The organism is Spiroplasma endosymbiont of Colias croceus, from assembly GCF_964020095.1.
Lineage (GTDB): Bacteria > Bacillota_I > Bacilli_A > Mycoplasmatales > VBWQ01 > Spiroplasma_E.
In genome coordinates, this window is record NZ_OZ026536.1 from 698,185 (window position 1) to 721,755 (window position 23,571).

General features: G+C 23.3%; 30 protein-coding genes and 2 pseudogenes. 19 read left to right on the forward strand and 13 right to left on the reverse strand.

Annotation, left to right across the window (positions count from 1 at the left end; genetic code table 4):
* The first annotated feature begins 86 nt into the window (after positions 1-86).
* A complete protein-coding gene (locus tag AACL24_RS04400) occupies positions 87-1,229 on the forward strand; it encodes an IS3 family transposase (protein WP_339048953.1) in 1,143 nt (380 codons plus the stop codon).
* 306 nt (positions 1,230-1,535) lie between these two features.
* Here AACL24_RS04400 and AACL24_RS04405 read toward each other — a convergent pair.
* Positions 1,536-2,365, reverse strand: a protein-coding gene (locus AACL24_RS04405; RefSeq protein ID WP_339046819.1) for an IS5 family transposase whose coding sequence is annotated in 2 segments (ribosomal slippage) — positions 1,536-1,969 and positions 1,969-2,365 — 831 coding nt in all. Because the reading frame shifts where the segments join, the coding sequence is not laid out codon by codon here.
* Positions 2,366-2,566: 201 nt separating this feature from the next.
* Between AACL24_RS04405 and AACL24_RS04410 the strand changes: the two genes are divergently transcribed.
* The 8 genes from AACL24_RS04410 (at position 2,567) to AACL24_RS04445 (ending at position 7,085) form a co-directional block, all read left to right on the forward strand.
* Entirely contained in the window at positions 2,567-2,944 is a 378-nt protein-coding gene (locus AACL24_RS04410) for a hypothetical protein (protein ID WP_339048955.1), read from the forward strand.
* Positions 2,945-3,204: 260 nt separating this feature from the next.
* On the forward strand, positions 3,205-3,579 hold the full coding sequence (gene rpsP, locus AACL24_RS04415; protein ID WP_308699597.1) for a 30S ribosomal protein S16: 375 nt from the start codon (positions 3,205-3,207) through the stop codon (positions 3,577-3,579).
* A 31-nt stretch (positions 3,580-3,610) separates the two neighbouring features.
* A complete protein-coding gene (locus tag AACL24_RS04420) occupies positions 3,611-3,850 on the forward strand; it encodes a KH domain-containing protein (RefSeq protein ID WP_174481612.1) in 240 nt (79 codons plus the stop codon).
* A gap of 1 nt (position 3,851) precedes the next feature.
* A complete protein-coding gene (gene rimM, locus AACL24_RS04425; protein WP_252319423.1) occupies positions 3,852-4,367 on the forward strand; it encodes a ribosome maturation factor RimM in 516 nt (171 codons plus the stop codon).
* Positions 4,360-5,121, forward strand: coding sequence for a tRNA (guanosine(37)-N1)-methyltransferase TrmD (trmD, locus tag AACL24_RS04430; protein ID WP_339048957.1), 762 nt, complete (start codon positions 4,360-4,362; stop codon positions 5,119-5,121). The genes rimM and trmD overlap by 8 nt, the downstream gene beginning before the upstream one ends.
* Positions 5,122-5,124: 3 nt before the next feature.
* Positions 5,125-5,490, forward strand: a complete 366-nt coding sequence (rplS, locus tag AACL24_RS04435; RefSeq protein WP_339048959.1) for a 50S ribosomal protein L19 — start codon at positions 5,125-5,127, stop codon at positions 5,488-5,490.
* Positions 5,491-5,575: 85 nt separating this feature from the next.
* A complete protein-coding gene (gene ylqF / locus AACL24_RS04440; protein WP_339048962.1) occupies positions 5,576-6,478 on the forward strand; it encodes a ribosome biogenesis GTPase YlqF in 903 nt (300 codons plus the stop codon).
* Entirely contained in the window at positions 6,468-7,085 is a 618-nt protein-coding gene (locus AACL24_RS04445) for a ribonuclease HII (protein WP_339048964.1), read from the forward strand. Before ylqF ends, AACL24_RS04445 begins: the two co-directional genes overlap by 11 nt.
* Before the next feature lie 302 nt (positions 7,086-7,387).
* Here the strand turns inward: AACL24_RS04445 and AACL24_RS04450 are convergent.
* Positions 7,388-8,177 (reverse strand): IS5 family transposase gene (locus tag AACL24_RS04450; RefSeq protein ID WP_339048966.1). Its coding sequence is split into 2 segments (ribosomal slippage): positions 7,388-7,906 and positions 7,908-8,177, totalling 789 coding nucleotides; the frame shifts between segments, so codons are not numbered across the junction.
* A 145-nt stretch (positions 8,178-8,322) separates the two neighbouring features.
* Here AACL24_RS04450 and AACL24_RS04455 point away from each other — a divergent pair.
* Positions 8,323-9,152, forward strand: a protein-coding gene (locus AACL24_RS04455) for an IS5 family transposase (protein WP_339048968.1) whose coding sequence is annotated in 2 segments (ribosomal slippage) — positions 8,323-8,719 and positions 8,719-9,152 — 831 coding nt in all. Because the reading frame shifts where the segments join, the coding sequence is not laid out codon by codon here.
* 30 nt (positions 9,153-9,182) lie between these two features.
* On the opposite strand, the gene AACL24_RS04460 is transcribed toward AACL24_RS04455, so the two are convergent.
* The 5 genes from AACL24_RS04460 to AACL24_RS04480 all read right to left on the reverse strand — a co-directional run bounded on the left by AACL24_RS04460 (position 9,183) and on the right by AACL24_RS04480 (position 12,355).
* The gene (locus AACL24_RS04460) at positions 9,183-9,479 is read right to left on the reverse strand and encodes a hypothetical protein (protein WP_339048970.1); all 297 of its coding nucleotides are present in this window, start codon (positions 9,477-9,479) and stop codon (positions 9,183-9,185) included.
* A 191-nt stretch (positions 9,480-9,670) separates the two neighbouring features.
* On the reverse strand, positions 9,671-10,594 hold the full coding sequence (locus AACL24_RS04465; RefSeq protein WP_339048972.1) for a hypothetical protein: 924 nt from the start codon (positions 10,592-10,594) through the stop codon (positions 9,671-9,673).
* Between the two features lie 11 nt (positions 10,595-10,605).
* Positions 10,606-11,664 carry a hypothetical protein gene (locus tag AACL24_RS04470; protein WP_339048974.1) on the reverse strand — a complete coding sequence of 353 codons (1,059 nt, stop codon included), beginning with the start codon at positions 11,662-11,664 and terminating at the stop codon, positions 10,606-10,608.
* Positions 11,665-11,666: 2 nt separating this feature from the next.
* Complete coding sequence (locus tag AACL24_RS04475; protein WP_174479934.1) at positions 11,667-11,858, reverse strand: hypothetical protein; 192 nt, start codon at positions 11,856-11,858, stop codon at positions 11,667-11,669.
* 209 nt (positions 11,859-12,067) lie between these two features.
* Positions 12,068-12,355, reverse strand: a complete 288-nt coding sequence (locus tag AACL24_RS04480; protein WP_339048976.1) for a hypothetical protein — start codon at positions 12,353-12,355, stop codon at positions 12,068-12,070.
* Positions 12,356-12,936: 581 nt separating this feature from the next.
* Between AACL24_RS04480 and AACL24_RS04485 the strand changes: the two genes are divergently transcribed.
* From AACL24_RS04485 to AACL24_RS04495, 3 genes are read left to right on the forward strand one after another with little or no spacing between them, the layout of a single operon-like run.
* A complete protein-coding gene (locus AACL24_RS04485) occupies positions 12,937-13,155 on the forward strand; it encodes a hypothetical protein (RefSeq protein WP_339046964.1) in 219 nt (72 codons plus the stop codon).
* Positions 13,145-13,360, forward strand: coding sequence for a hypothetical protein (locus tag AACL24_RS04490; RefSeq protein ID WP_339047170.1), 216 nt, complete (start codon positions 13,145-13,147; stop codon positions 13,358-13,360). The genes AACL24_RS04485 and AACL24_RS04490 overlap by 11 nt, the downstream gene beginning before the upstream one ends.
* A gap of 23 nt (positions 13,361-13,383) precedes the next feature.
* On the forward strand, positions 13,384-13,791 hold the full coding sequence (locus AACL24_RS04495) for a transposase family protein (RefSeq protein ID WP_339045908.1): 408 nt from the start codon (positions 13,384-13,386) through the stop codon (positions 13,789-13,791).
* Between the two features lie 208 nt (positions 13,792-13,999).
* Here AACL24_RS04495 and AACL24_RS04500 read toward each other — a convergent pair.
* The 3 genes and pseudogenes from AACL24_RS04500 to AACL24_RS04510 form a co-directional block, all read right to left on the reverse strand.
* Positions 14,000-15,044, reverse strand: a pseudogene (locus tag AACL24_RS04500) (IS256 family transposase); the annotation flags it as partial.
* A 278-nt stretch (positions 15,045-15,322) separates the two neighbouring features.
* Positions 15,323-15,730: a transposase family protein gene (locus tag AACL24_RS04505; RefSeq protein ID WP_339045908.1), complete on the reverse strand. Its 408-nt coding sequence runs from the start codon at positions 15,728-15,730 to the stop codon at positions 15,323-15,325.
* A 7-nt stretch (positions 15,731-15,737) separates the two neighbouring features.
* On the reverse strand, positions 15,738-16,175 hold the full coding sequence (locus tag AACL24_RS04510; protein ID WP_339046404.1) for a transposase family protein: 438 nt from the start codon (positions 16,173-16,175) through the stop codon (positions 15,738-15,740).
* 59 nt (positions 16,176-16,234) lie between these two features.
* Here AACL24_RS04510 and AACL24_RS04515 point away from each other — a divergent pair.
* From AACL24_RS04515 to AACL24_RS04540, 6 genes are all read left to right on the forward strand, one after another.
* A protein-coding gene (locus tag AACL24_RS04515; protein ID WP_339049386.1) for an IS5 family transposase occupies positions 16,235-17,064 on the forward strand; the annotation gives its coding sequence in 2 pieces (ribosomal slippage) (positions 16,235-16,631 and positions 16,631-17,064; 831 coding nt in all).
* A 203-nt stretch (positions 17,065-17,267) separates the two neighbouring features.
* The gene (locus tag AACL24_RS04520; RefSeq protein WP_339048980.1) at positions 17,268-18,143 is read left to right on the forward strand and encodes an NAD(P)/FAD-dependent oxidoreductase; all 876 of its coding nucleotides are present in this window, start codon (positions 17,268-17,270) and stop codon (positions 18,141-18,143) included.
* A 77-nt stretch (positions 18,144-18,220) separates the two neighbouring features.
* Positions 18,221-18,724 carry a hypothetical protein gene (locus AACL24_RS04525; RefSeq protein ID WP_339048422.1) on the forward strand — a complete coding sequence of 168 codons (504 nt, stop codon included), beginning with the start codon at positions 18,221-18,223 and terminating at the stop codon, positions 18,722-18,724.
* A 210-nt stretch (positions 18,725-18,934) separates the two neighbouring features.
* A complete protein-coding gene (locus AACL24_RS04530) occupies positions 18,935-20,173 on the forward strand; it encodes an IS256 family transposase (protein WP_339046650.1) in 1,239 nt (412 codons plus the stop codon).
* Positions 20,174-20,304: 131 nt separating this feature from the next.
* Positions 20,305-21,453: a cation:dicarboxylate symporter family transporter gene (locus AACL24_RS04535; protein WP_339048982.1), complete on the forward strand. Its 1,149-nt coding sequence runs from the start codon at positions 20,305-20,307 to the stop codon at positions 21,451-21,453.
* Positions 21,437-21,823, forward strand: coding sequence for a hypothetical protein (locus tag AACL24_RS04540; RefSeq protein ID WP_339048984.1), 387 nt, complete (start codon positions 21,437-21,439; stop codon positions 21,821-21,823). The genes AACL24_RS04535 and AACL24_RS04540 overlap by 17 nt, the downstream gene beginning before the upstream one ends.
* 264 nt (positions 21,824-22,087) lie before the next feature.
* On the opposite strand, the pseudogene AACL24_RS04545 reads toward AACL24_RS04540, so the two are convergent.
* The 3 genes and pseudogenes from AACL24_RS04545 to AACL24_RS04555 form a co-directional block, all read right to left on the reverse strand.
* Positions 22,088-22,276 (reverse strand): annotated as a pseudogene (locus tag AACL24_RS04545) (IS256 family transposase); the annotation flags it as partial.
* A 258-nt stretch (positions 22,277-22,534) separates the two neighbouring features.
* Positions 22,535-22,942, reverse strand: coding sequence for a transposase family protein (locus tag AACL24_RS04550; RefSeq protein ID WP_339045908.1), 408 nt, complete (start codon positions 22,940-22,942; stop codon positions 22,535-22,537).
* A gap of 23 nt (positions 22,943-22,965) precedes the next feature.
* Entirely contained in the window at positions 22,966-23,388 is a 423-nt protein-coding gene (locus AACL24_RS04555) for a transposase family protein (RefSeq protein WP_339045912.1), read from the reverse strand.
* Positions 23,389-23,571 lie beyond the last annotated feature (183 nt).

A 23,571-nucleotide genomic window follows, 5' to 3' on the forward strand; every position in this document is an offset into this window, starting at 1 on the left:
TTTTAAATTGAACATCTAGAATAAAGTAGACACAGAATTGTAACCTTTGTGTTAAAAATACTTTAAGGAAGGTGTTAATTTTTTTTATGGCTAAATGACTATCAAAAGAAGAAAAGTTAAAAATAATAAAAATAAGTAAAATTAAAACGATTGATAAAACTGCATTAGAATATGGTATTGGCCGATCATCAATAAAAGAATGAATTAAAGCATACAAATTATTAGGTGAAGAAGGTTTAGAATATGGCAATGGAATTCGTGCTAAAAAAACCAAAAGAACAGGTCGAACCAAATCTTTAAATTTTAATGAAATGACAAAACAAGAATTAATTCAATATATTGAGGTAATGAACGATATAAAAAAGTATTTAGAAAAATCGACAAAAAAGAAGACATATTTTCTGATTTTCTCCTTGAAGAAAAAATATCAGATTAGTTATTTATGTTGATTTTTAAAGGTTTCAAAATCAGGATATTACAAATGAATTAAAAACGGAATGAATGAATTTAATAAATGAGATAAATTTTTAGCTAATATAATTAAAAATATTTTTTATGAATTTAAAGAAATTTATGGTTATAAAATGATAACTTTATTAATTAACAAAATTTATAATTTAAAATTAAAATTTCATGTTGTATATAGATATATGAGAAATATGGGTTTAAAAGCTAAGGTTCGCATAAAGAAATTTGATTATAAAACTAAATCAGGAAGTTTAAGATATGATAATTTATTAAATCGTGATTTTTCAACTACTGATTTAAATCAAAAATTAGGTACTGATAGAACTTATTTATTGACTAATGGTAAAACATATTATTTATCAATTGTTAAAGATTTTCATAATAATGAAATATTAGATTATAAAATAAGCGCAAGTTTAGATATGACATTTGTTGTCCAAAACATTATTCAAGCTTGAGTTAATGCTCAAAAACCTACTTCATGAATTTTACAATCAGACCAAGGATTTCATTATACAAATCCTTCTTATAAAACCTTATGTGACGAATTAAAAATAAAAATTTTGATGTCTAGAAGAGGTAATTCTTGTGATAATGGTGCTACTGAATCTTGATTTGGAACAATGAAAACAGAATTTCTATATCAAATTCTAAGAAAAAACAGAACTATTGAATGAATAAAAGAAAATTTACCCAAATATATTTACTTTTATAATAACGATAGACCTCAAACAAAATTAAAAGGAATGAGTCCAAGGTAATGTTTAGTAATCTGTGTAACTTACAAAAATAACTATGTTTAATTAATTCTAGTAAATATAATTAAATGACTAGAAAGAGTGAGTTACAGATGGCTAAAAAGCAAAATATTAATAATAATGATCCAATAGACTTCTTGCAAAACTATGATATTAATCACATTTTTTAAGTTTAAAAATTTATTTTAATAACACTTTTAATATTTTTTAAAAATTATTGTTCAAAATATGTTTTATTTTTTGTCATTAAAATACAACAAAAATTATTATTTCAAATAAAAAAATAAAATATTAAATTATCAAATATATTTAAATTAATAATTGTAAATTATAAATTGAAGCTATTAAATTAAATCTTAATGCAAATTTTTTTCTTCTATTTCGATATTTTTCACTAATAATTTTAAATTTTTTAAGAATCGCAAAAACATGTTCAATAACAACTCTCATTTTTGAAATAGCCTTATTATTTTTCTTTTCTTCTTTAGTTAAAGGGTTTTTCTTTGATTTTCGTTTAGGTAATAAGACATTTTTATGTATGTTTTGTATACCTTGATATCCTAAATCTACTAAAATAGTTGTTTCTGATAAAAATTTCGTTTTTGAATTTTTTAAAATTTTAAAATCATGATTTTTACCATAAGAAAAATAAGAACTTATAATTTTTTTACTATCTTTTTCAATTATGACTTGAGTTTTTATTGTATGTTTTTTCTTTTTTCCTGAATAATATTGTTTTTGACTTTTTTTGGGCGTTGAATAGTACTTTCAGTCACATCAATGATAACTGTTTTATCTTTAAAATTATTATTTAACAGTGATTTTTGCCCATCAAGTTGTTGAAAATCAGGATGTTTTATTAAAGTATTTTCTATTCACTTGATATTCCTATAGCAACTACTTTCACTAATTCCATAACTTTTAGCAATATGAAAATAAGTTCGATACTCTCTTCAATATTCTAAAGTCATTAATAAACGATTTTCTAATGATAATTTATTAGGTGTACCACCATTTTTAAACTTTTTTACTTCTTCTGTCTTTAAAATTTTTAGAATTTTATTAAAAATAATATCATTTATACCAGTTAATCTTAATAATTCTGGATTGTTAATAGTTTTTAATTTATCAAACATCATAGATTACCTATCTTTTTTATTTTTAATTTTATTTTAAAAATTAAATTTTTAATAGATAGGTTTTGCAAGAAGTCTAATAAAAAAATTACTAAATGAAAAAATAATTTTTTAAAAATTATTACTTTTGGTTTTTGAGATTGAAATAAAAAAATAACAGTTCAACAAGAAGAATTAGAAAATTATAAAATTAATAATGAAGAATTGATAAAAGGGAAAGAATTAGAAAATGAAAAACTAAAACAAGAAAAAACTACTATTTTGATTGAAAAACTAAAGAAAAATATGTTTGAAATAACTAGTGTTCTTGCAGAAGTTGACATTTTAGAAGAAGAATTTAAAAAAATGCTCAGTGAAAAAGCTAATAATGAACCTGAATGTGAAATTGCAGAGGAAGCAATTGAAGTACTAAGTAAAAAAAGAAGTTCATTTTGTTCACAAGATAGTGGTTTTGATTCAAATGCAAGTAGCGATAGTGAAGAATCTTCTTATCCAGAAAAATTAAATCCATTTATTAATGATGATGATGTAAGTTCTCAATCAACCAGTATTTTTAGTAAACCAATTTTGCCAAAAATGTAAATAGATAAATATAGTTATTAAAATAATTGTTAATTTTAATAATTAAATATTAATAAATAAATTATTTAAATACTTACATCAGTAAGTGTTTTTAATAGAAAAACTTATTTATTTAGAAAAAATATGTAACTTAGTAAAAATAAAGAAATTATTATTTTAAAATCTTTTTATCTGTTAAGTATTTTAACTTGACATCATTATGTGAATAAGATATTATTAAAAAGGTTTATTTGCCACAAATTAATAGAAGGAGGTAATTTATGGTTAAATTACGCTTAATACCAACAGGAAAAAGTAAATCAGTGCAACCTAGTTACAGAATTGTTGCGATTGATGCAAGAACAAAACTTAATGGTAGATATATTGATAAATTAGGTACTTATAATCCAACAAGCAAAGAAAAACAAGTAACTATTGATGAAGTAAAAGCATTAAAATTTTTATCAAATGGTGCTCAACCAACAGAAACTGTTCGTAGTTTATTATCAGCAGAAGGAATTATGACTAAATTTCATAATTTAAGACAAGAGAGAAAAAGTAGCAAACCTAAAAAAATAACAAAAAAAGTTACTGTAAAAAATAAAAAAACTGCTACTACTGATTCTATTAAAAAAGAAGAAGCACCCGCTACTTAATATTAAAATATGCTACAAGTGATTAATTAATATGTATGTAACATTGTTAGAACGTTTAATTGAACCAATTTTACTTGATAAAATTTGTGAAGTTGAGATTCGCGAATTAGTAGAAAAAAATCACTATGATTTAATATTAATGGTACCAAAATCATTAATATCAGTATTGATTGGTAAAAAAGGAAATACTATTCGTGCATTATCAACAATTATTGAAAGCAAAGCATATTTAGAAAACAATACTATTAAATTAGTAATTAATGAGTTTTAAGATGAAATATTTAGAGTTAGGTACTATTGTTAATACTCATGGTCTTATTGGTGAAGTTAAGGTTTTATGTAATTATTATGGTAATAAATTTTCATGAAAAGAAAAAACAACAGTTTATTTAGAAGAAACTAAACAACTAACACCTTTAATTATTTCAAGAGTAAGAAATCATAAGCAGTTTTTATTATTAACATTTGAAAATTATAATACTATTGAGTTAGTAGAAGGTATGAAAAATAAAAATTTAGTTATTAATACTGAAGAAATAATTAATGACAACTTACCTTGATTTTATGAAGATATTCTAAATTATGAAGCATTTGATGCTAATAATAATGCTTTTTTAGGAAAAGTTATTGCTTTCTTAGATAATAATCATCAAGGTTTATGAGAAATAAAAATGACTAATAAAAAAACCTTTTTTATTCCTAATAATAAAGTATTTATTAATAAAATTAATAAAGAAGAACAAAAAGTTTATTTTAATATTATTGAAGGATTAATTAATAATGACTAAAAACCAATTCACAATTATAACTTTATTTCCCAATGCTTTTAATGATTTTATGCAAACATCAATCATCAAACGAGCTATTACTAAAAAACAAATTAGCATTGATATTATTGATATTAGAAGTTTTGCTAATAATAAACACCAACAAGTTGATGATGCTCCTTATGGTGGTGGCAATGGTATGGTTTTACAAGCAATGCCAGTAATTAATGCTATTAATAGCGTAAAAATTAAATATCCTGAGGCTAAAACAATTTTACTTAGTCCACAAGGTCAACAATGAAATCAACAATTAGCTTATAAATATAGTCAAAAAAATATTAATTATATTTTAGTTTGTGGTCATTACGAAGGTATTGATGAACGCATTATGTCTTATATTGATGAAGAGATTTCAATTGGTGATTATGTATTAACTGGTGGTGAATTACCAGCAATGGTTATTATTGATTGTATTACTAGGTTAATTCCTAATGTTATTCAACATCAATCTTATCTTAATGATTCTTTTAATAACTCATTATTGGATTATCCAACATATACAAGACCAGAAGAAGTACTAGGTATGAAAGTTCCAGAAGTTTTAATTGGTGGTCACCATGAAAAGATAGCAGAATATCGTCATCAACAAGCATTAATTAATACTTATAAAAAAAGAATTGATTTATTTAAAAAATATCAATTATCTGCAAAAGATAAAATAATAATTAAAGAATATAAATCTTCAGTTAAAAAAAATAAACGAAAGGAGAAATAAAACATGCAAAATGCAATTATTAAATTAGTTAGCGAAAGTCAACTAAATCATAATCTTCCTAATTTTAAATCTGGAGATACAATCCAAGTTTTTTCTAAAATTAAAGAAGATAAAAAAGAACGTATTCAAATGTTTGAAGGAGTAGTTATTGCTCGCAAAGGTTCAGGAATTACGCAAAATGTTATTGTTCGTAAAACTTTTGGTGGTAAAGGTGTCGAAAAAACATTTGCTTTACATTCACCATTAATTGATAAAATTAACGTTATTCGTAAGGGTAAAGTAAGAAGAGCACGTATTTTCTACTTACGTAAATTAAGCGGTAAAGCTGCTAGAATTAAAGAAATTAAAACAGTAAAACCCGTTAAATAATAATTAAACCACCGTTATTAAAATCAATGGTGGTTTTCTAAATTGATATAAAATAATAATAAAATGTATTAAAGGAGTTAAAAAAATGCCTAATGAAAGTACCCATAATCAAATTCATTGATTCCCTGGTCATATGATGAAAGCCATTAAAGCAATTGAAACTAAGTTACCAATTATTGATGTTGCAATTGAAGTTTTAGATGCACGAGCACCATTAGCAACAAAAAGTACTTTATTAGATCGTTTATTAGAGAAAAAAATAAGAATTATTGTTCTTAACAAAGTTGATTTAGCAGATGATAATTTTACTAAAGAATGAGTTACTTTTTTTGAAAGTCAAGGTTTTTCTGTTTTATTGGCAAAATCATTAACTACAAAAATGAAACCGCAGTTGTTAAATTTAATTACTAAATTAATGGAACCACAAATGGAAAAAGAATTGCCAAAAGGTATTGTTAATCCAAAAATTAAGGTATTAATTATGGGATTACCAAATACGGGTAAATCAACATTTATCAATAATTTATTACAACGTAAAGTAACACAAACTGCTAATATACCTGGTGTTACTAGAGGTCAACAATGAATTAAATTAAATCCAACGATTGATTTGTTAGATAGTCCTGGTATTTTACCACCAAAAATGAATGATCAAAAAGTAGTAATGATTTTAGCTTTAATTAAAGCAATTCCTGTTAAACATTTATTTTTAGAAGAAATGGCTAATTTTGCTTTAACATTTTTACTTGAAAATTATTATGAAAGATTAGTAAAATATTATAATATTAATTTTGAAATTAAAAATATTAATGATGAAACATTATTTCTTTATTTTAAGAAATTAGCACAAAAATATCATTTAAAATTGGCTAATGATGAAGATAATACTCATCGTGCCATGAATTTATTTATTAATCATTTACAAGTAGGGAAACTAGGATTAATTTCATTTGAAATACCACCTAAGATTTTAAAACATGAAAAGTAGTTTACGATACGAAATTGATAATTATTCATCAGGAACATTAATTGCTGGTTTTGATGAAGTGGGAAGGGGAGCTATTGCAGGACCAATTGTTGTTGCAAGCGTTATTCTTAAACCAAACTTTAATCATCCTTTAATTAAAGATTCAAAACAATTATCAGCAAAACAACGAATAGCAATGTATCAAATTATAATTGATAATACACTAACAGTTGCTGTTAGTATTAAAAGTCATCAATTTGTTAATATTCATAATCCTAAGCAGACTAGTATTTTAGCAATGATAGAAGCATTTAATAAATTAAAAATAGTACCTGATGTGTGTTTAGTTGATTTTGAAAAACCGCAATTTCCTAATTTTCTAGGAAAAGTTGAAGCAATAGTTAAAGGTGATCAAAAATCACTTAATATTGCTAGCGCTTCGATTATTGCTAAAGTAGTAAGAGATAAAATTATGATTGATTATGATACTCAATATCCTAATTATGGGTTTAAAAATCATAAAGGGTATTATACAAAAAATCATCAGATAGCATTACAAAATTATGGTATTTGTGATATTCATCATATTAGTTGTGCGCCCGTTAAAAAATATAGCGGAATTATATAATAGAGAAACTTTTATTATTACAATTATTTACTGGTAATAAGCTATTATCTAATTTATTTATATCTGTTGTTAATATTTTATTATTTTGAATATTAAAAATTTCTTTAATTGGTTTAGTTCCTTGATTTATCAAAATATTTTTAAATGATTGAAGTCCATGTTTTTGTAAATTCTTTTCTAATTGGCTTGTAGGTGTTGTAATATTATAGGCAACTTCTAAATAAAAGAATCTTTTTTGAAAATCATGGTCAAAATCTTGATATTTTTTATAGATTTTTTCTATTTTATTTATTAGAACCTGTTTAAAATCTTTTTAATAAAATTGAAATAAATGAAAGAATAACCATTTGTAAACTAGTATTTAATTTTCTTTCACAATTTTTTCATAATCTTCTACATTTTTCTAATCATGCAAAACTTCGTTCTACAACTCATCTTTTTGGTAATACTACAAAAGTATGTAGTTCATTACGTTTTACAAATTCAACATTTGCGTTTATAATTTCTTTTATTTTAGAAGCAAATTTTTCACCACTATAACCAGCATCTACTATTATTTTTTGAACTGCAGAAAGATTTTCTTTTTCATTTTGAATCATTATTATAGCGCTATTACGATCTGTTTTTTCAGCTGTAGTTATGTAAATTGCATGTGGTAAACCTTGAGAATCAACAGCAATATGACGTTTTATTCCTGAAATTTTTTTACCAGCATCATAACCTTTATTTTTAGTAGTATCTGTATTTTTAACACTTTGTGAATCAATTATGCAAAAACTAGTTTGTTCTTTTCTACCATTATTGACTCGAATTTTTATAACTGATTTTTTTTAAAATTAGTTGCAATACACTAGGTTCTTTGCCATTATTTTTACTTCAAACTTGAAAATAATAATATACAATTTGTCATTTTGGAAAATCTTTTGGTAACATTCTTCATTGACAACCACTTTTTAATACATATAAAACCGCACAAAACACTTCATATAAATCTAAACTTCTTGGTTTTGTTTTCTTTTTGCTATTTTCTAAAATTAATCTTATGTTTTCAAATTGCTCTTTACTAACATTACTTGGATAATTTTTAATCATATACACCTCTTACTTTTAAAGTATATAATGATTTTACTTTATTTTCTAAAAGATTTTAAACAGGTTCTTAGACTTCTTGCAAAACCTATCTATTAAAAATTTAATTTTTAAAATAAAAATTAAAAATAAAAAAGATAGGTAATCTATGATGTTTGATAAATTAAAAACTATTAACAATCCAGAATTATTAAGATTAACTGGTATAAATGATATTATTTTTAATAAAATTCTAGAAATTTTAAAGACAGAAGAAGTAAAAAAGTTTAAAAATGGTGGTACACCTAATAAATTATCATTAGAAAATCGTTTATTAATGACTTTAAAATATTGAAGAGAGTATCGAACTTATTTTCATATTGCTAAAAGTTATGGAATTAGTGAAAGTAGTTGCTATAGGAATATCAAGTGAATAGAAAATACTTTAATAAAACATCCTGATTTTCAACAACTTGATGGGCAAAAATCACTGTTAAATAATAATTTTAAAGATAAAACAGTTATCATTGATGTGACTGAAAGTACTATTCAACGCCCAAAAAAAGTCAAAAACAATATTATTCAGGAAAAAAGAAAAAACATACAATAAAAACTCAAGTCATAATTGAAAAAGATAGTAAAAAAATTATAAGTTCTTATTTTTCTTATGGTAAAAATCATGATTTTAAAATTTTAAAAAATTCAAAAACGAAATTTTTATCAGAAACAACTATTTTAGTAGATTTAGGATATCAAGGTATACAAAACATACATAAAAATGTCTTATTACCTAAAGGAAAATCAAAGAAAAACCCTTTAACTAAAGAAGAAAAGAAAAATAATAAGGCTATTTCAAAAATGAGAGTTGTTATTGAACATGTTTTTGCGATTCTTAAAAAATTTAAAATTATTAGTGAAAAATATCGAAATAGAAGAAAAAAATTTGCATTAAGATTTAATTTAATAGCTTCAATTTATAATTTACAATTATTAATTTAAATATATTTGATAATTTAATATTTTATTTTTTTATTTGAAATAATAATTTTTGTTGTATTTTAATGACAAAAAATAAAACATATTTTGAACAATAATGCCTTTGCTAATATTTTCTAATAAATAGTGTAGTGGAAATAATTCAGTAGAATAACTAGTAACATTTTTATATGGTAATAATAAGTCATTGATTATTTCTTTTTTAATATTGTATTTTTGTCTAATTTTATTAGAAGTTTTAATTATATTTATTTTAAAACAAAATTTATTATCTTTATTATCAATTACTAACATAGTTGAAAATATTTCTTTATATATTTTTTTTAACATTTTATTTTTCCTTTTTTATTTGGATATTTAATTTAATAAAAATCCTAATATAGAAAAATAGCTATATTAGGTATATACATTTATCAAGTTATAGGGGCTTTGCCCCTCGTTGCTTCGCAACTCACCCCAGTGGCGTAAACGCCACGGCCAACCAACCAAGGTTCTGGTTGGCACCGACCAATAATATAGATTTACTCTATTTTAACATCTTTCTTATTTTTCTTAGAATATTTATTTCTATAATAACAAGCACGACATACAGTATTTTCAGTTTCTTTCTTTTCAGTCTGTAATATATTATCCAACTTATCTAATCCTACTGCTTTAATATCATTAACAGTAAAATCTAATGCTTGTGACTGTTTATAGTCTTTAACACTACTTAATTCATTCTTTAACGAATGAATATAATTTAAAGCACGACTATTATATCTTTGTAAATAAGACCTAGGAAATCATAAACTAAAAGTCATAGTTTCACCACTATAACTCGGTAGAAAACCACCTCTTTTAATAATTTTCTTAGTTTGTCTTTTAGATAAAACAATTTTATTATAATCATCAACATTAGTATAAATATTAAGTTTAAATTTAACTAAAAATAACAAAATACGCATTCTTTTAACTTGAACAATATATTCCACTTTTTCACGTCCTTGCTTTGGTATTCTATCGGGGTGTTGCTCAATCATATACATAATTCCATTAAAATTATGACCTATTAACTTACAAAACATTCCTAAACTTTCTTGTGTTTCTTTAAATTCGGGTGATAAATCATTACTATTAATTTTCAAACCTAACTCATCTAAAACAACCATATCACACTCTTTAAAAGCATAATTACTATTTAATTGATTAAATTTAAAAACATCATCATAAGAACAACGATAACTATATTCATTACGAACTTTAATAGGAATAGGACTTACTACTCTACCTTTATGTTTTTGTGCTAAACAACAAGCAAGAGCGGATTTACCAGTACGTGGTGGTGCTGAAATAATATAACTACCTACACGTTGTAATATCTTTATATTTTTTCTAGTTATTAAAAATGGATAAAGTATTATTAATAATATAACTCCTAAAAGTAAATAACCATATCAAGGCATTATTTCAACTCCTAACCAACTAAAAATCCTACTGCTTTTAAAAACACTCATAAAGTTAAAACTTGCTCTAAATCACTAGTAAAATCAACATTTAAAACAGAACTAATAGTATCATCAAAAATACGTCTTAATAATCCGTCAAGTTTAGTAAAAAATTCTCTTAAAGGTTCAACTGGTAAAACTTTACCAACAACACCATAAAGTACTCATCTAAAAGCATTACGTAAATGTCCAAAAACATCATATCAACTAACACGCTCATACTCACGGTTAAAAGGACTATTTGGTGGAACTGGTGTTACTTTCTCACTTGAAAAAATATTAATTTGACCAAAATTTAACTGTGGTGAAAAAGTTGGTCTAGTTGATTCACCATGAACATCAAAAAATACTGTTAAATGTCTTAAATTTGGAACACGAATAGGCATAGTAACAAAATTATATAAATCTTCTTGATAAATATCATTATCAACTTTACCTTTAAAAACATATTTTGTATCACCAACATTATCTAAAAAACTAAAAACAAAATTAGCAGTAAAAGTTTTAAAATATTCATATTCAAAATAAAACATAAAACCTTGAATATAAAAACTTAAAGGTTTATCAATTTCAAAATTTAACTGTGTTTGAAAATTTATAATTTTTTTACCAGTATTAACAAAATTTAAATTATTAGTATTATTCTTTGCAACATAATTATGATTAAACATAATACGTGAAAATTCATCTAATTGTTTTCTATTAAAAGTATAAACACCAGTTCCCATATCTATCATTTGTGATGGAACACCAACTGTATCACTATAATAATAACACGTATATAAACCTTCATTATTACCTATAAATTCACCACTCACTAATTTTAAATCCGGTTGGTCAACATCAAAATAAGCAGAATTTCATGGTATTGTTGCTCAATCATCAAAATCATGATATTTAACATGTTTAACCATTTCTTTTGTAATATCATAATTAACAACATTAGGGTCATTTGAAGCAATTAAACTAGTTGGTGCTTGAACAGAACTATTTACAACAAAAAATAATTTAGCAAATTTAAATCACATAATTATTTACCAAATAAACATTTTAAAATTCACCATGAACCATAAAACAAAACAAATCCAATAAAAAACTGTGTACCATAAACTACTAAATTTCATAAAATAGTAGTAAAATCATCAACTGGATTACCTATAAACATAGTTCAATAATCAACTATACATTGATGTATTTTATTGTAAATTTCTAAAACACTCATAATTAACACCTACCCAAACAATGACCTAAAAACAAATTTAATACTACGATAAATAAAATTAAAAAATACACCTAATACCAACCAAAAAGTCAAATTAAACAAAATATAAACTTCATCAGTAATATTTGGTTGATTTAAAAATATTTGAATATCTTTACTAGAAAATATAAAAATAAAATGCAATATACTAAAAACAAAATCAGACATAATTATTTACCTACATTTATTCCACTAACATCTTGTGTTTGTTTATGACCCTTGGCAATTGTTTTACCAACTAAAACAGAAGACTTAGCAATTTTTTTAACACCATAACCTAAACCTAATGTTGGTAACATTAATTCGGGTAAAATAACCCTAAATGCAAATCTAAGCAAAATCAAAAATATGATTAAAGTACCTAAATTAAAACCTAAATCACCAAGTGGAAAACTAAAAAACTTCATAACAATTGAAGCAAATAATTGCATAACAGTTGTAATAAAAGGTATAAACATAATTTCACATCCTAATGTCTTGTAAATCTAAATAATCCTAAAATTAAATAAAATACAAAACTAACATTTATTAAAGCAAGAATAGGCAAAGGTAAAGTGTATAAACTATCATAAAAAAACGACTTAATAAAAAGTGTCACAGTATGTAATCCAGCAAAAGAACTTAAATACTGCATATAAATAGTTTGTACCAAAGTATTAACAACCGGCAAAAGTCTACCTAATAAAGGTAAAACAAAAACCAAACTAAAAAATAACTTTACCATTTGCTTACTCCTTTCTAATTACTAATGAGTTCCATGGATAATATGACCAACAAACTGCTTAATAAATACAAGAACCATAAATACAATTGAAATTAACACCGGTCAATGTGTAAGTGTTCCACCATCGCCAGTTGTAAATACTCAACCAAAAATATAAGTAAAAGCATTTAATAATGAGGCTTTTATGTAATCTGTGTATCTTTGTTTTACAAAAGACATATTCCGTAATTAAATTTTTTAAAAGTCAATTAATAATTTTAAAATTTATTTTATAATTTTGTTATTAACAATAAATTTAGAAAAGTGTTGATAAAAATGATTTTTGAAAATTTAAAAAAATTAAAAAATGAAGAATTTTATAGATATTTTGGTATAAAACGTTTTCATTTTAATGAAATGTTAGAAAAATTAATTGAAATAGAAAAATTAGAAAAAAATAAAGGTCGAAAAAATAAACTTTCAGTAGAAGAAAGATTAATGATGACTTTATTATACTGAAAAGAATATTATACTTTTTTTTCAAATGAGTATTAAATCTAAAATGAGCCCATCAAGTTGTTTTCGAAATATTACTTGAGTAGAAAATAAACTTAGTAACCACAAAGATTACCAATTTTTAAAAGAAAGATATAAATTAAAAATTGATAAAAAACAAGAAAATTCAAATGAATTTCAATTTTATTTAATTGATTCAACTGAGATTGAAATTGAAAGACCAACTAAAAAAAACTACAGTTAGAATATTTTTCTGGTAAAAGTTGAATGTATTCTATAAAATTTCAAATTGTATATGATTTTTTTAATAAAAAAATTGTTGATATTTTTGCTGATAATGGTAAAGTGCATGATTTTCAAATATTAAAAAATTCAAATCTTGAATTTTCAGAAAAAACAATAATTATTGGTGATTTAGGATATCAAGGTATACAAAATATTTATAAAAATACAATAATACCAATTAAAAGAACTAAAAATAAAAAATTAACTAAACAAGAAAGAAAATACAATAAGATTGTATCTAAAATTAGAATTAAAGTTGAACATGTCTTTGCTTGATTGAAAAGATTCAAAATTTTAGTAAATAAATGTAGAAAATCTAAATTTAGACTTATGTACTTAAGATTTAACTTACTTTGTGAAATTTTTAATAAAATAAAACCATTAAAATAAAAAAAATATTAAAAATATTTTTTTAAAATTTAAATTTTTATCGAGTTAATATAAAAATATTATTAACAATTTTTTGTTTAAAATGTAAACTCATTTTTTAAACTATTTTTTCAAAAAATATTTATTTCTATATTCAATAACACTAAATAGTTTTAAAACAATTTTATTGACAATTAATTAAATTTAATTACGGAATATGTCCAAAGTACTAGTTTAGATTAATTCTATCTTCAAATTTTATCATAAAATGAGCAATTGCTGTATTTCAATTTTGAATGGGCATTGTTCATTTTTTTGTTATATTTTCAATTGCTAAATAAAATATTTTAAAAACTGCCATATCATTAGGAAAAACTTTTTTATTTCTGATAACTTTTTGTAATTGACTATTTACAGATTCAATAGCATTTGTTGTATAAATCACTCTTTTGATTTCTGTAGGATAACTAATAAAAACCATTAAATTATCTCAATTTTTATATCAAGATTTAGCAATTTGAGGATATTGTTTATTTCACTTATTTTCAAAGGATTCTAAAGCCTGCATTGCTTGTTCTTCACTACATGCAGTATAAATTGGTTTTAAATCTGCAACTAGAGATTTTCTATGCTTATATGAGACATATTTCAAACTATTTCTAATTTGATGAACTATGCATAATTGATGTTCTGTTTTAAGATAAACTGATTGTATTGCTTCTGACATGCCTGTTAAATTATCACTGCAGGCAATAAGAATATCATTTAAGCCACGATTTTTCATTTCTGTTAAATTTGCTAATCAAAATTTAGCACCTTCATTTTCACTAATTCATAAACCTAAAACATCTTTTTTACCTTCTAAATCAACTCCTAAAGCTATATAAACTGATTTATTAATAATCCTTTTATCTTGTCGTACTTTCACTACTATGCAATCAAAATAAACAATCGGATAGACACTTTCTAATGGTCGATTTTGCCATGCTTTTACATCATCAATAACATCATCAGTAATTTGACTAATAACACTTTCACTAATATCAGCACCATGATATAACTCTTGTAATTGCATTCTAATATCTGATAATGTCATACCTTTTGCATATAAAGAAAGAACTTGTTGATCAAAACCATCAAATCTTCTTTGTCTTTTTGCAACTATTATAGGATTAAAATTACTATTGCGATCGTGGTACATCAATCTCAATTTTACCTTGTTGAGTTATTATTTTTTTTGAACTTATACCATTACGAGCATTGTCACTATTACTATGGACATATTCCGTAATTAAATTTAATTAATTGTCAATAAAATTGTTTTAAAACTATTTAGTGTTATTGAATATAGGACATATTCCGTAATTAAATTTAATTAATTGTCAATAAAATTGTTTTAAAACTATTTAGTGTTATTGAATATAGAAATAAATATTTTTTGAAAAAATAGTTTAAAAAATGAGTTTACATTTTAAACAAAAAATTGTTAATAATATTTTTATATTAACTCGATAAAAATTTAAATTTTAAAAAAATATTTTTAATATTTTTTTTATTTTAATGGTTTTATTTTATTAAAAATTTCACAAAGTAAGTTAAATCTTAAGTACATAAGTCTAAATTTAGATTTTCTACATTTATTTACTAAAATTTTGAATCTTTTCAATCAAGCAAAGACATGTTCAACTTTAATTCTAATTTTAGATACAATCTTATTGTATTTTCTTTCTTGTTTAGTTAATTTTTTATTTTTAGTTCTTTTAATTGGTATTATTGTATTTTTATAAATATTTTGTATACCTTGATATCCTAAATCACCAATAATTATTGTTTTTTCTGAAAATTCAAGATTTGAATTTTTTAATATTTGAAAATCATGCACTTTACCATTATCAGCAAAAATATCAACAATTTTTTTATTAAAAAAATCATATACAATTTGAAATTTTATAGAATACATTCAACTTTTACCAGAAAAATATTCTAACTGTAGTTTTTTTAGTTGGTCTTTCAATTTCAATCTCAGTTGAATCAATTAAATAAAATTGAAATTCATTTGAATTTTCTTGTTTTTTATCAATTTTTAATTTATATCTTTCTTTTAAAAATTGGTAATCTTTGTGGTTACTAAGTTTATTTTCTACTCAAGTAATATTTCGAAAACAACTTGATGGGCTCATTTTAGATTTAATACTCATTTGAAAAAAAGTATAATATTCTTTTCAGTATAATAAAGTCATCATTAATCTTTCTTCTACTGAAAGTTTATTTTTTCGACCTTTATTTTTTTCTAATTTTTCTATTTCAATTAATTTTTCTAACATTTCATTAAAATGAAAACGTTTTATACCAAAATATCTATAAAATTCTTCATTTTTTAATTTTTTTAAATTTTCAAAAATCATTTTTATCAACACTTTTCTAAATTTATTGTTAATAACAAAATTATAAAATAAATTTTAAAATTATTAATTGACTTTTAAAAAATTTAATTACGCAATATGTCTTAAGATTAACTGGTATAAATGATATTATTTTTAATAAAATTCTAGAAATTTTAAAGACAGAAGAAGTAAAAAAGTTTAAAAATGGTGGTACACCTAATAAATTATCATTAGAAAATCGTTTATTAATGACTTTAGAATATTGAAGAGAGTATCGAACTTATTTTCATATTGCTAAAAGTTATGGAATTAGTGAAAGTAGTTGCTATAGGAATATCAAGTGAATAGAAAATACTTTAATAAAACATCCTGATTTTCAACAACTTGATGGGCAAAAATTACTGTTAAATAATAATTTTAAAGATAAAACAGTTATCATTGATGTGACTGAAAGTACTATTCAACGCCCAAAAAAAGTCAAAAACAATATTATTCAGGAAAAAAGAAAAAACATACAATAAAAACTCAAGTCATAATTGAAAAAGATAGTAAAAAAATTATAAGTTCTTATTTTTCTTATGGTAAAAATCATGATTTTAAAATTTTAAAAAATTCAAAAACGAAATTTTTATCAGAAACAACTATTTTAGTAGATTTAGGATATCAAGGTATACAAAACATACATAAAAATGTCTTATTACCTAAACGAAAATCAAAGAAAAACCCTTTAACTAAAGAAGAAAAGAAAAATAATAAGGCTATTTCAAAAATGAGAGTTGTTATTGAACATGTTTTTGCGATTCTTAAAAAATTTAAAATTATTAGTGAAAAATATCGAAATAGAAGAAAAAAATTTGCATTAAGATTTAATTTAATAGCTTCAATTTATAATTTACAATTATTAATTTAAATATATTTGATAATTTAATATTTTATTTTTTTATTTGAAATAATAATTTTTGTTGTATTTTAATGACAAAAAATAAAACATATTTTGAACAATAATTTTTAAAAAATATTAAAAGTGTTATTAAAATAAATTTTTAAACTTAAAAAATGTGATTAATATCATAGTTTTGCAAGAAGTCTATTATAATTAATGAGAGTGGAGCGATGATAAAAATGAAAATTAAAGTTATTATTATTGGTGCTGGTGCGACTGGGATGGGAGTTGCGAGTAAATTATTACGTAGTGAAAAAAATAGTGATAAAAACTTTGATATCCATGTTTATCAAGAAAAAAACTATATTTCACTTGGTGCTTGTGGTATTCCTTATTATATTGCTAATGAATTTAAAGATAAAAAACTTTTAAATGACCGTACAAAAAAAGATTTTTCAGAAAAAACTAATAATAAAAATAAAATTAAAATTCATTTAAATCAAAATGTTATTAAAGTCGATACAGCAAAACAAGAAATTCATGTCAAAAAAACAATAGACGATAAAACTAAAGCAAAAGTTGTATCTTATCATGCCTTAGTTATTGCAACAGGAGCCAAACCAAAAATTCCGCCACCTTTTAGTCATGGTATTTTACCACATAATGTTTATAATGTTTTTACTAAAGAAGATGCCATAAATCTAAAAAAAGCAATGAAAAATGCTAAAAAAATAGTTATTATTGGTGGTGGATTTATTGGCATGGAAATGGCAGAAGCGTGCTTAAAACAAAAAAAAGATGTCACAATCGTTGAAATGAAAGATCGATTAATGGCAGACGTTGTTGATAAAGAATTTAGTCAATTAATTTATGATGAACTAACCAAAAAAAATATTAATCATAAAACTAAATCAAAAAACAATGTCACTATTTTACTAAACTATCAAGTTGAAGAACTAATGATGACTCATAATAATGTTAATGATTTGCGTTTAAGAAGTGTAAATGATAAAAAAAATGGAAAAACAATACCTTGTGATTTAGTAATACTAGCAGTTGGTTTTGAACCAAATACGAATTTTTACAAAATAGCAATATTGAATTAAACAAAAATAAAGCAATTATTATTAACGAATTCTGTCAAATTCCTTCTAAAGAAAATGTTACAAAAAAGTTTTCAAATATGTATAGTGGTGGTGATTGTGCACAAATATATAGTCAATTTGATAAATCATCAATATATGTTCCCTTGGCAACTAATGCTAATAAAATGGCACGTATTATTGCTGATAATATTAAAAACCCAGAACATAAATATCCAGGAACTTTAGGGTCAAGTATTTTACGTGTTGGTAATTTAGAAATAACAAAAACTGGTAGTTTTGATACGATTGATAAAAATAAAATTGGTAGTGTTTATATTAAAGATTATGATCTACCAAGATACTTAAAACAATCTCGTCCTTTATACTTAAAACTATTTTATGATAAAACAAATTTCCAATTACTGGCAGCACAAATGGCAGGTTATAATCATGCCACATTAAGAATTAATGCTCTTGCTACTGCCATTTGAAATAAAATGGACATCCGTGATTTACAAAATTTAGATTTAGTTTATTCACCTTCTTTTGCTCGTACTAGTGATATTATTCATATAGCAAGCAGAAAAGTAACATCGTCATAACCTATAAAAAATAAAAAGAATGAGGTAGCAACTATGACAACTCTTAGTAGTGACAATATTAACTTATTAAGAGACTTTGTTGGTATTTCACACTGACAAAGTCTAATCGGGATAATGGTAATGTTTAGTAATCTGTGTAACTTACAAAAATAACTATGTTTAATTAATTCTAGTAAATATAATTAAATGACTAGAAAGAGTGAGTTACAGATGGCTAAAAAGCAAAATATTAATAATAATGATCCAATATCAAAAGCAGTAGATTTATTATTAGAAAATACTGAAGATTTAACAACAGTTTTTAAAGAGGGAGGATTGTATAAAGAATTAACAAAAAGATTAGTAGAAAAAATGTTGAATTCTGAGATGCAAAATTATTTGGGATATGAAAAGAATCAACATAGTAATAGTGACAATGCTCGTAATGGTATAAGTTCAAAAAAAATAATAACTCAACAAGGTAAAATTGAGATTGATGTACCACGAGATCGCAATAGTAATTTTAATCCTATAATAGTTGCAAAAAGACAAAGAAGATTTGATGGTTTTGATCAACAAGTTCTTTCTTTATATGCAAAAGGTATGACATTATCAGATATTAGAATGCAATTACAAGAGTTATATCATGGTGCTGATATTAGTGAAAGTGTTATTAGTCAAATTACTGATGATGTTATTGATGATGTAAAAGCATGGCAAAATCGACCATTAGAAAGTGTCTATCCGATTGTTTATTTTGATTGCATAGTAGTGAAAGTACGACAAGATAAAAGGATTATTAATAAATCAGTTTATATAGCTTTAGGAGTTGATTTAGAAGGTAAAAAAGATGTTTTAGGTTTATGAATTAGTGAAAATGAAGGTGCTAAATTTTGATTAGCAAATTTAACAGAAATGAAAAATCGTGGCTTAAATGATATTCTTATTGCCTGCAGTGATAATTTAACAGGCATGTCAGAAGCAATACAATCAGTTTATCTTAAAACAGAACATCAATTATGCATAGTTCATCAAATTAGAAATAGTTTGAAATATGTCTCATATAAGCATAGAAAATCTCTAGTTGCAGATTTAAAACCAATTTATACTGCATGTAGTGAAGAACAAGCAATGCAGGCTTTAGAATCCTTTGAAAATAAGTGAAATAAACAATATCCTCAAATTGCTAAATCTTGATATAAAAATTGAGATAATTTAATGGTTTTTATTAGTTATCCTACAGAAATCAAAAGAGTTATTTATACAACAAATGCTATTGAATCTGTAAATAGTCAATTACGAAAAGTTATCAGAAATAAAAAAGTTTTTCCTAATGATATGGCAGTTTTTAAAATATTTTATTTAGCAATTGAAAATATAACAAAAAAATGAACAATGCCCATTCAAAATTGAAATACAGCAATTGCTCATTTTATGATAAAATTTGAAGATAGAATTAATCTAAACTAGTACTTTGTAAAACAAAGATACACAGATTACATAAAAGCCTCGGGATAATTGTCTTTTTTAGTATTATCCTAGCACTTTCTATTTTTATTAAAAAAACTAAACCTAAATTTCCAATTCGTATTTTTACTGGAATGGGATTAGGACTAATTTTTGGTATTACTATCCAAGCTATTACTGGTTTTAATAGTCATAACATTACTTATCCTAACTTACCTGGAACACCAATAAAACCTAATCCTGACTATATACCCTGAGTTGCAGAAATTGTACACTGAATTGAATTATTAAAAACTATTTTTATTATTGGTATTACTATGTTAACTATTCCATTAGTATTTTTAGCTATCGCTAGAATTACTAGTAAAAAAAATAGTAACTCAAAAACAATAACTAAAGTTTCAGGAGTTGGTATTACTATTTTATTAATAAATGTGGCTATTGCTTTTACTATTGCCTTTGGCCTAGGAATTGCTTTTAAAATTGGCCAAGGTTTTAATTTAACTGATGGTGGTAGTTACGATAAAACTACTGCCAAAACAATTCCCGAAATTATCATTAGTTACGTTCCTAGCAGCTTAATTGGTGTTTTTACTCAAACATTAATTATTCCAATTATTGTCCTTGGTGCTTTAATTGGATTTGCAATTAAAAAACTAACTAAGCATAATGAAGAACGAATGGACAAAGCAAGAAACACTTTAGAAACAATGTGAAAAATTATTATTTCAATATTAATGATGTTTATTAAAATTATGCCATTTGCTGTTATGAGTATGCTAGCAACAGCAATTATTAATCAACCAATTGGTGCACTTGCTAATATTGGCATTATTATTGGAGTTGCTTATTTAGCACTACTTATTATTTTCTTATGACATTTATTATCATTATATTTATTTGGTATTAATCCTTATCGTTGATTAGTAAAAGCACAGAAACCAATTATTGCTGGTTTTACAACGCAGTCTTCTAATGCCGCTTTAGCAATCGCTATGAATACTTTAAAAGAAGATTTAAAAGTGAAAGAAGAAGGTAGTGATACAGTAATGCCGCTTTCAACAACAATAGGTTTAAGTGGCTGTGCTGGAGTGCAAGCTGGAATTATTTTATCTTTCTTATGATTTACTGTTATCCTTCCTGGTAATTTTCCCAACTGAACAATCGCTATTTTATTTATTAATGGCTTAATTGTAACACTAGTTGCTTCATTAGGAATTGCGGGAGTACCAGGAACTGCTGCTGTTGTAACAGCTGGTGTTTTAGGTGGTCTTTTTTGGTAGCTATTATGCTGCTGTTTATGGTATTATTGGTGCCTTAGATGGTTTATTTGATATGGGCAGAACTGCAGTTAATATTTCTGGTGGTTTACAAGCTACTGTTATTGTTTCTCGCAATCAAGAATTAATTGAAGATGAAAAACTTTTATTAAAAAAATACCCTTTTAGGGGTTTACACATTTTAACAAAGAAAGTTGGAGCCAAATTGTTAATTAGATCTGAAAAAAATGATAAGATTCAAGCATTAAAAAAAGATACTAAAGTTAAAATTGAAGCATTAAAAAAAGTAAAAAATAGTGAGAATGATATTAAATTTTTAAAAGAACAGTTAAAAAAAGATATTAAAGCAATTAAGAATGACAAAGACATCTAAAATATAAATTTTATTTATAAAAAATAAAACCATTTAGAAATGTAAATTAATAATTTCATAATTATGTTATATTATTATAGTTAAAATTATTTTTTAAATTATAAAATAATTTTATTTTTTTATATTACTTTTTTAATTATATCTTAATATTACAAAATAAGAAAATAAAAACCTATTTACTTAAAATATTGATAATATAAAACATTACACACATTTATTTTCTACTTGACTTTTTAAAATTTCAATTATGGAATAAGTCTTATGTTGATTCTTATCATATCCTAAATAATTTTGCATCTCAGAATTCAACATTTTTTCTACTAATCTTTTTGTTAATTCTTTATACAATCCTCCCTCTTTAAAAACTGTTGTTAAATCTTCAGTATTTTCTAATAATAAATCTACTGCTTTTGATATTGGATCATTATTATTAATATTTTGCTTTTTAGCCATCTGTAACTCACTCTTTCTAGTCATTTAATTATATTTACTAGAATTAATTAAACATAGGACATATTCCGTAATTAAATTTAATTAATTGTCAATAAAATTGTTTTAAAACTATTTAGTGTTATTGAATATAGAAATAAATATTTTTTGAAAAAATAGTTTAAAAAATGAGTTTACATTTTAAACAAAAAATTGTTAATAATATTTTTATATTAACTCGATAAAAATTTAAATTTTAAAAAAATATTTTTAATATTTTTTTTATTTTAATGGTTTTATTTTATTAAAAATTTCACAAAGTAAGTTAAATCTTAAGTACATAAGTCTAAATTTAGATTTTCTACATTTATTTACTAAAATTTTGAATCTTTTCAATCAAGCAAAGACATGTTCAACTTTAATTCTAATTTTAGATACAATCTTATTGTATTTTCTTTCTTGTTTAGTTAATTTTTTATTTTTAGTTCTTTTAATTGGTATTATTGTATTTTTATAAATATTTTGTATACCTTGATATCCTAAATCACCAATAATTATTGTTTTTTCTGAAAATTCAAGATTTGAATTTTTTAATATTTGAAAATCATGCACTTTACCATTATCAGCAAAAATATCAACAATTTTTTTATTAAAAAAATCATATACAATTTGAAATTTTATAGAATACATTCAACTTTTACCAGAAAAATATTCTAACTGTAGTTTTTTTTAGTTGGTCTTTCAATTTCAATCTCAGTTGAATCAATTAAATAAAATTGAAATTCATTTGAATTTTCTTGTTTTTTATCAATTTTTAATTTATATCTTTCTTTTAAAAATTGGTAATCTTTGTGGTTACTAAGTTTATTTTCTACTCAAGTAATATTTCGAAAACAACTTGATGGGCTCATTTTAGATTTAATACTCATTTGAAAAAAAGTATAATATTCTTTTCAGTATAATAAAGTCATCATTAATCTTTCTTCTACTGAAAGTTTATTTTTTCGACCTTTATTTTTTTCTAATTTTTCTATTTCAATTAATTTTTCTAACATTTCATTAAAATGAAAACGTTTTATACCAAAATATCTATAAAATTCTTCATTTTTTAATTTTTTTAAATTTTCAAAAATCATTTTTATCAACACTTTTCTAAATTTATTGTTAATAACAAAATTATAAAATAAATTTTAAAATTATTAATTGACTTTTAAAAAATTTAATTACGGAATATGTCTATAGTTATTTTTGTAAGTTACACAGATTACTAAACATTACCTTAATAATTGTTGTCCAACACCACCTATCATGGTTAATAA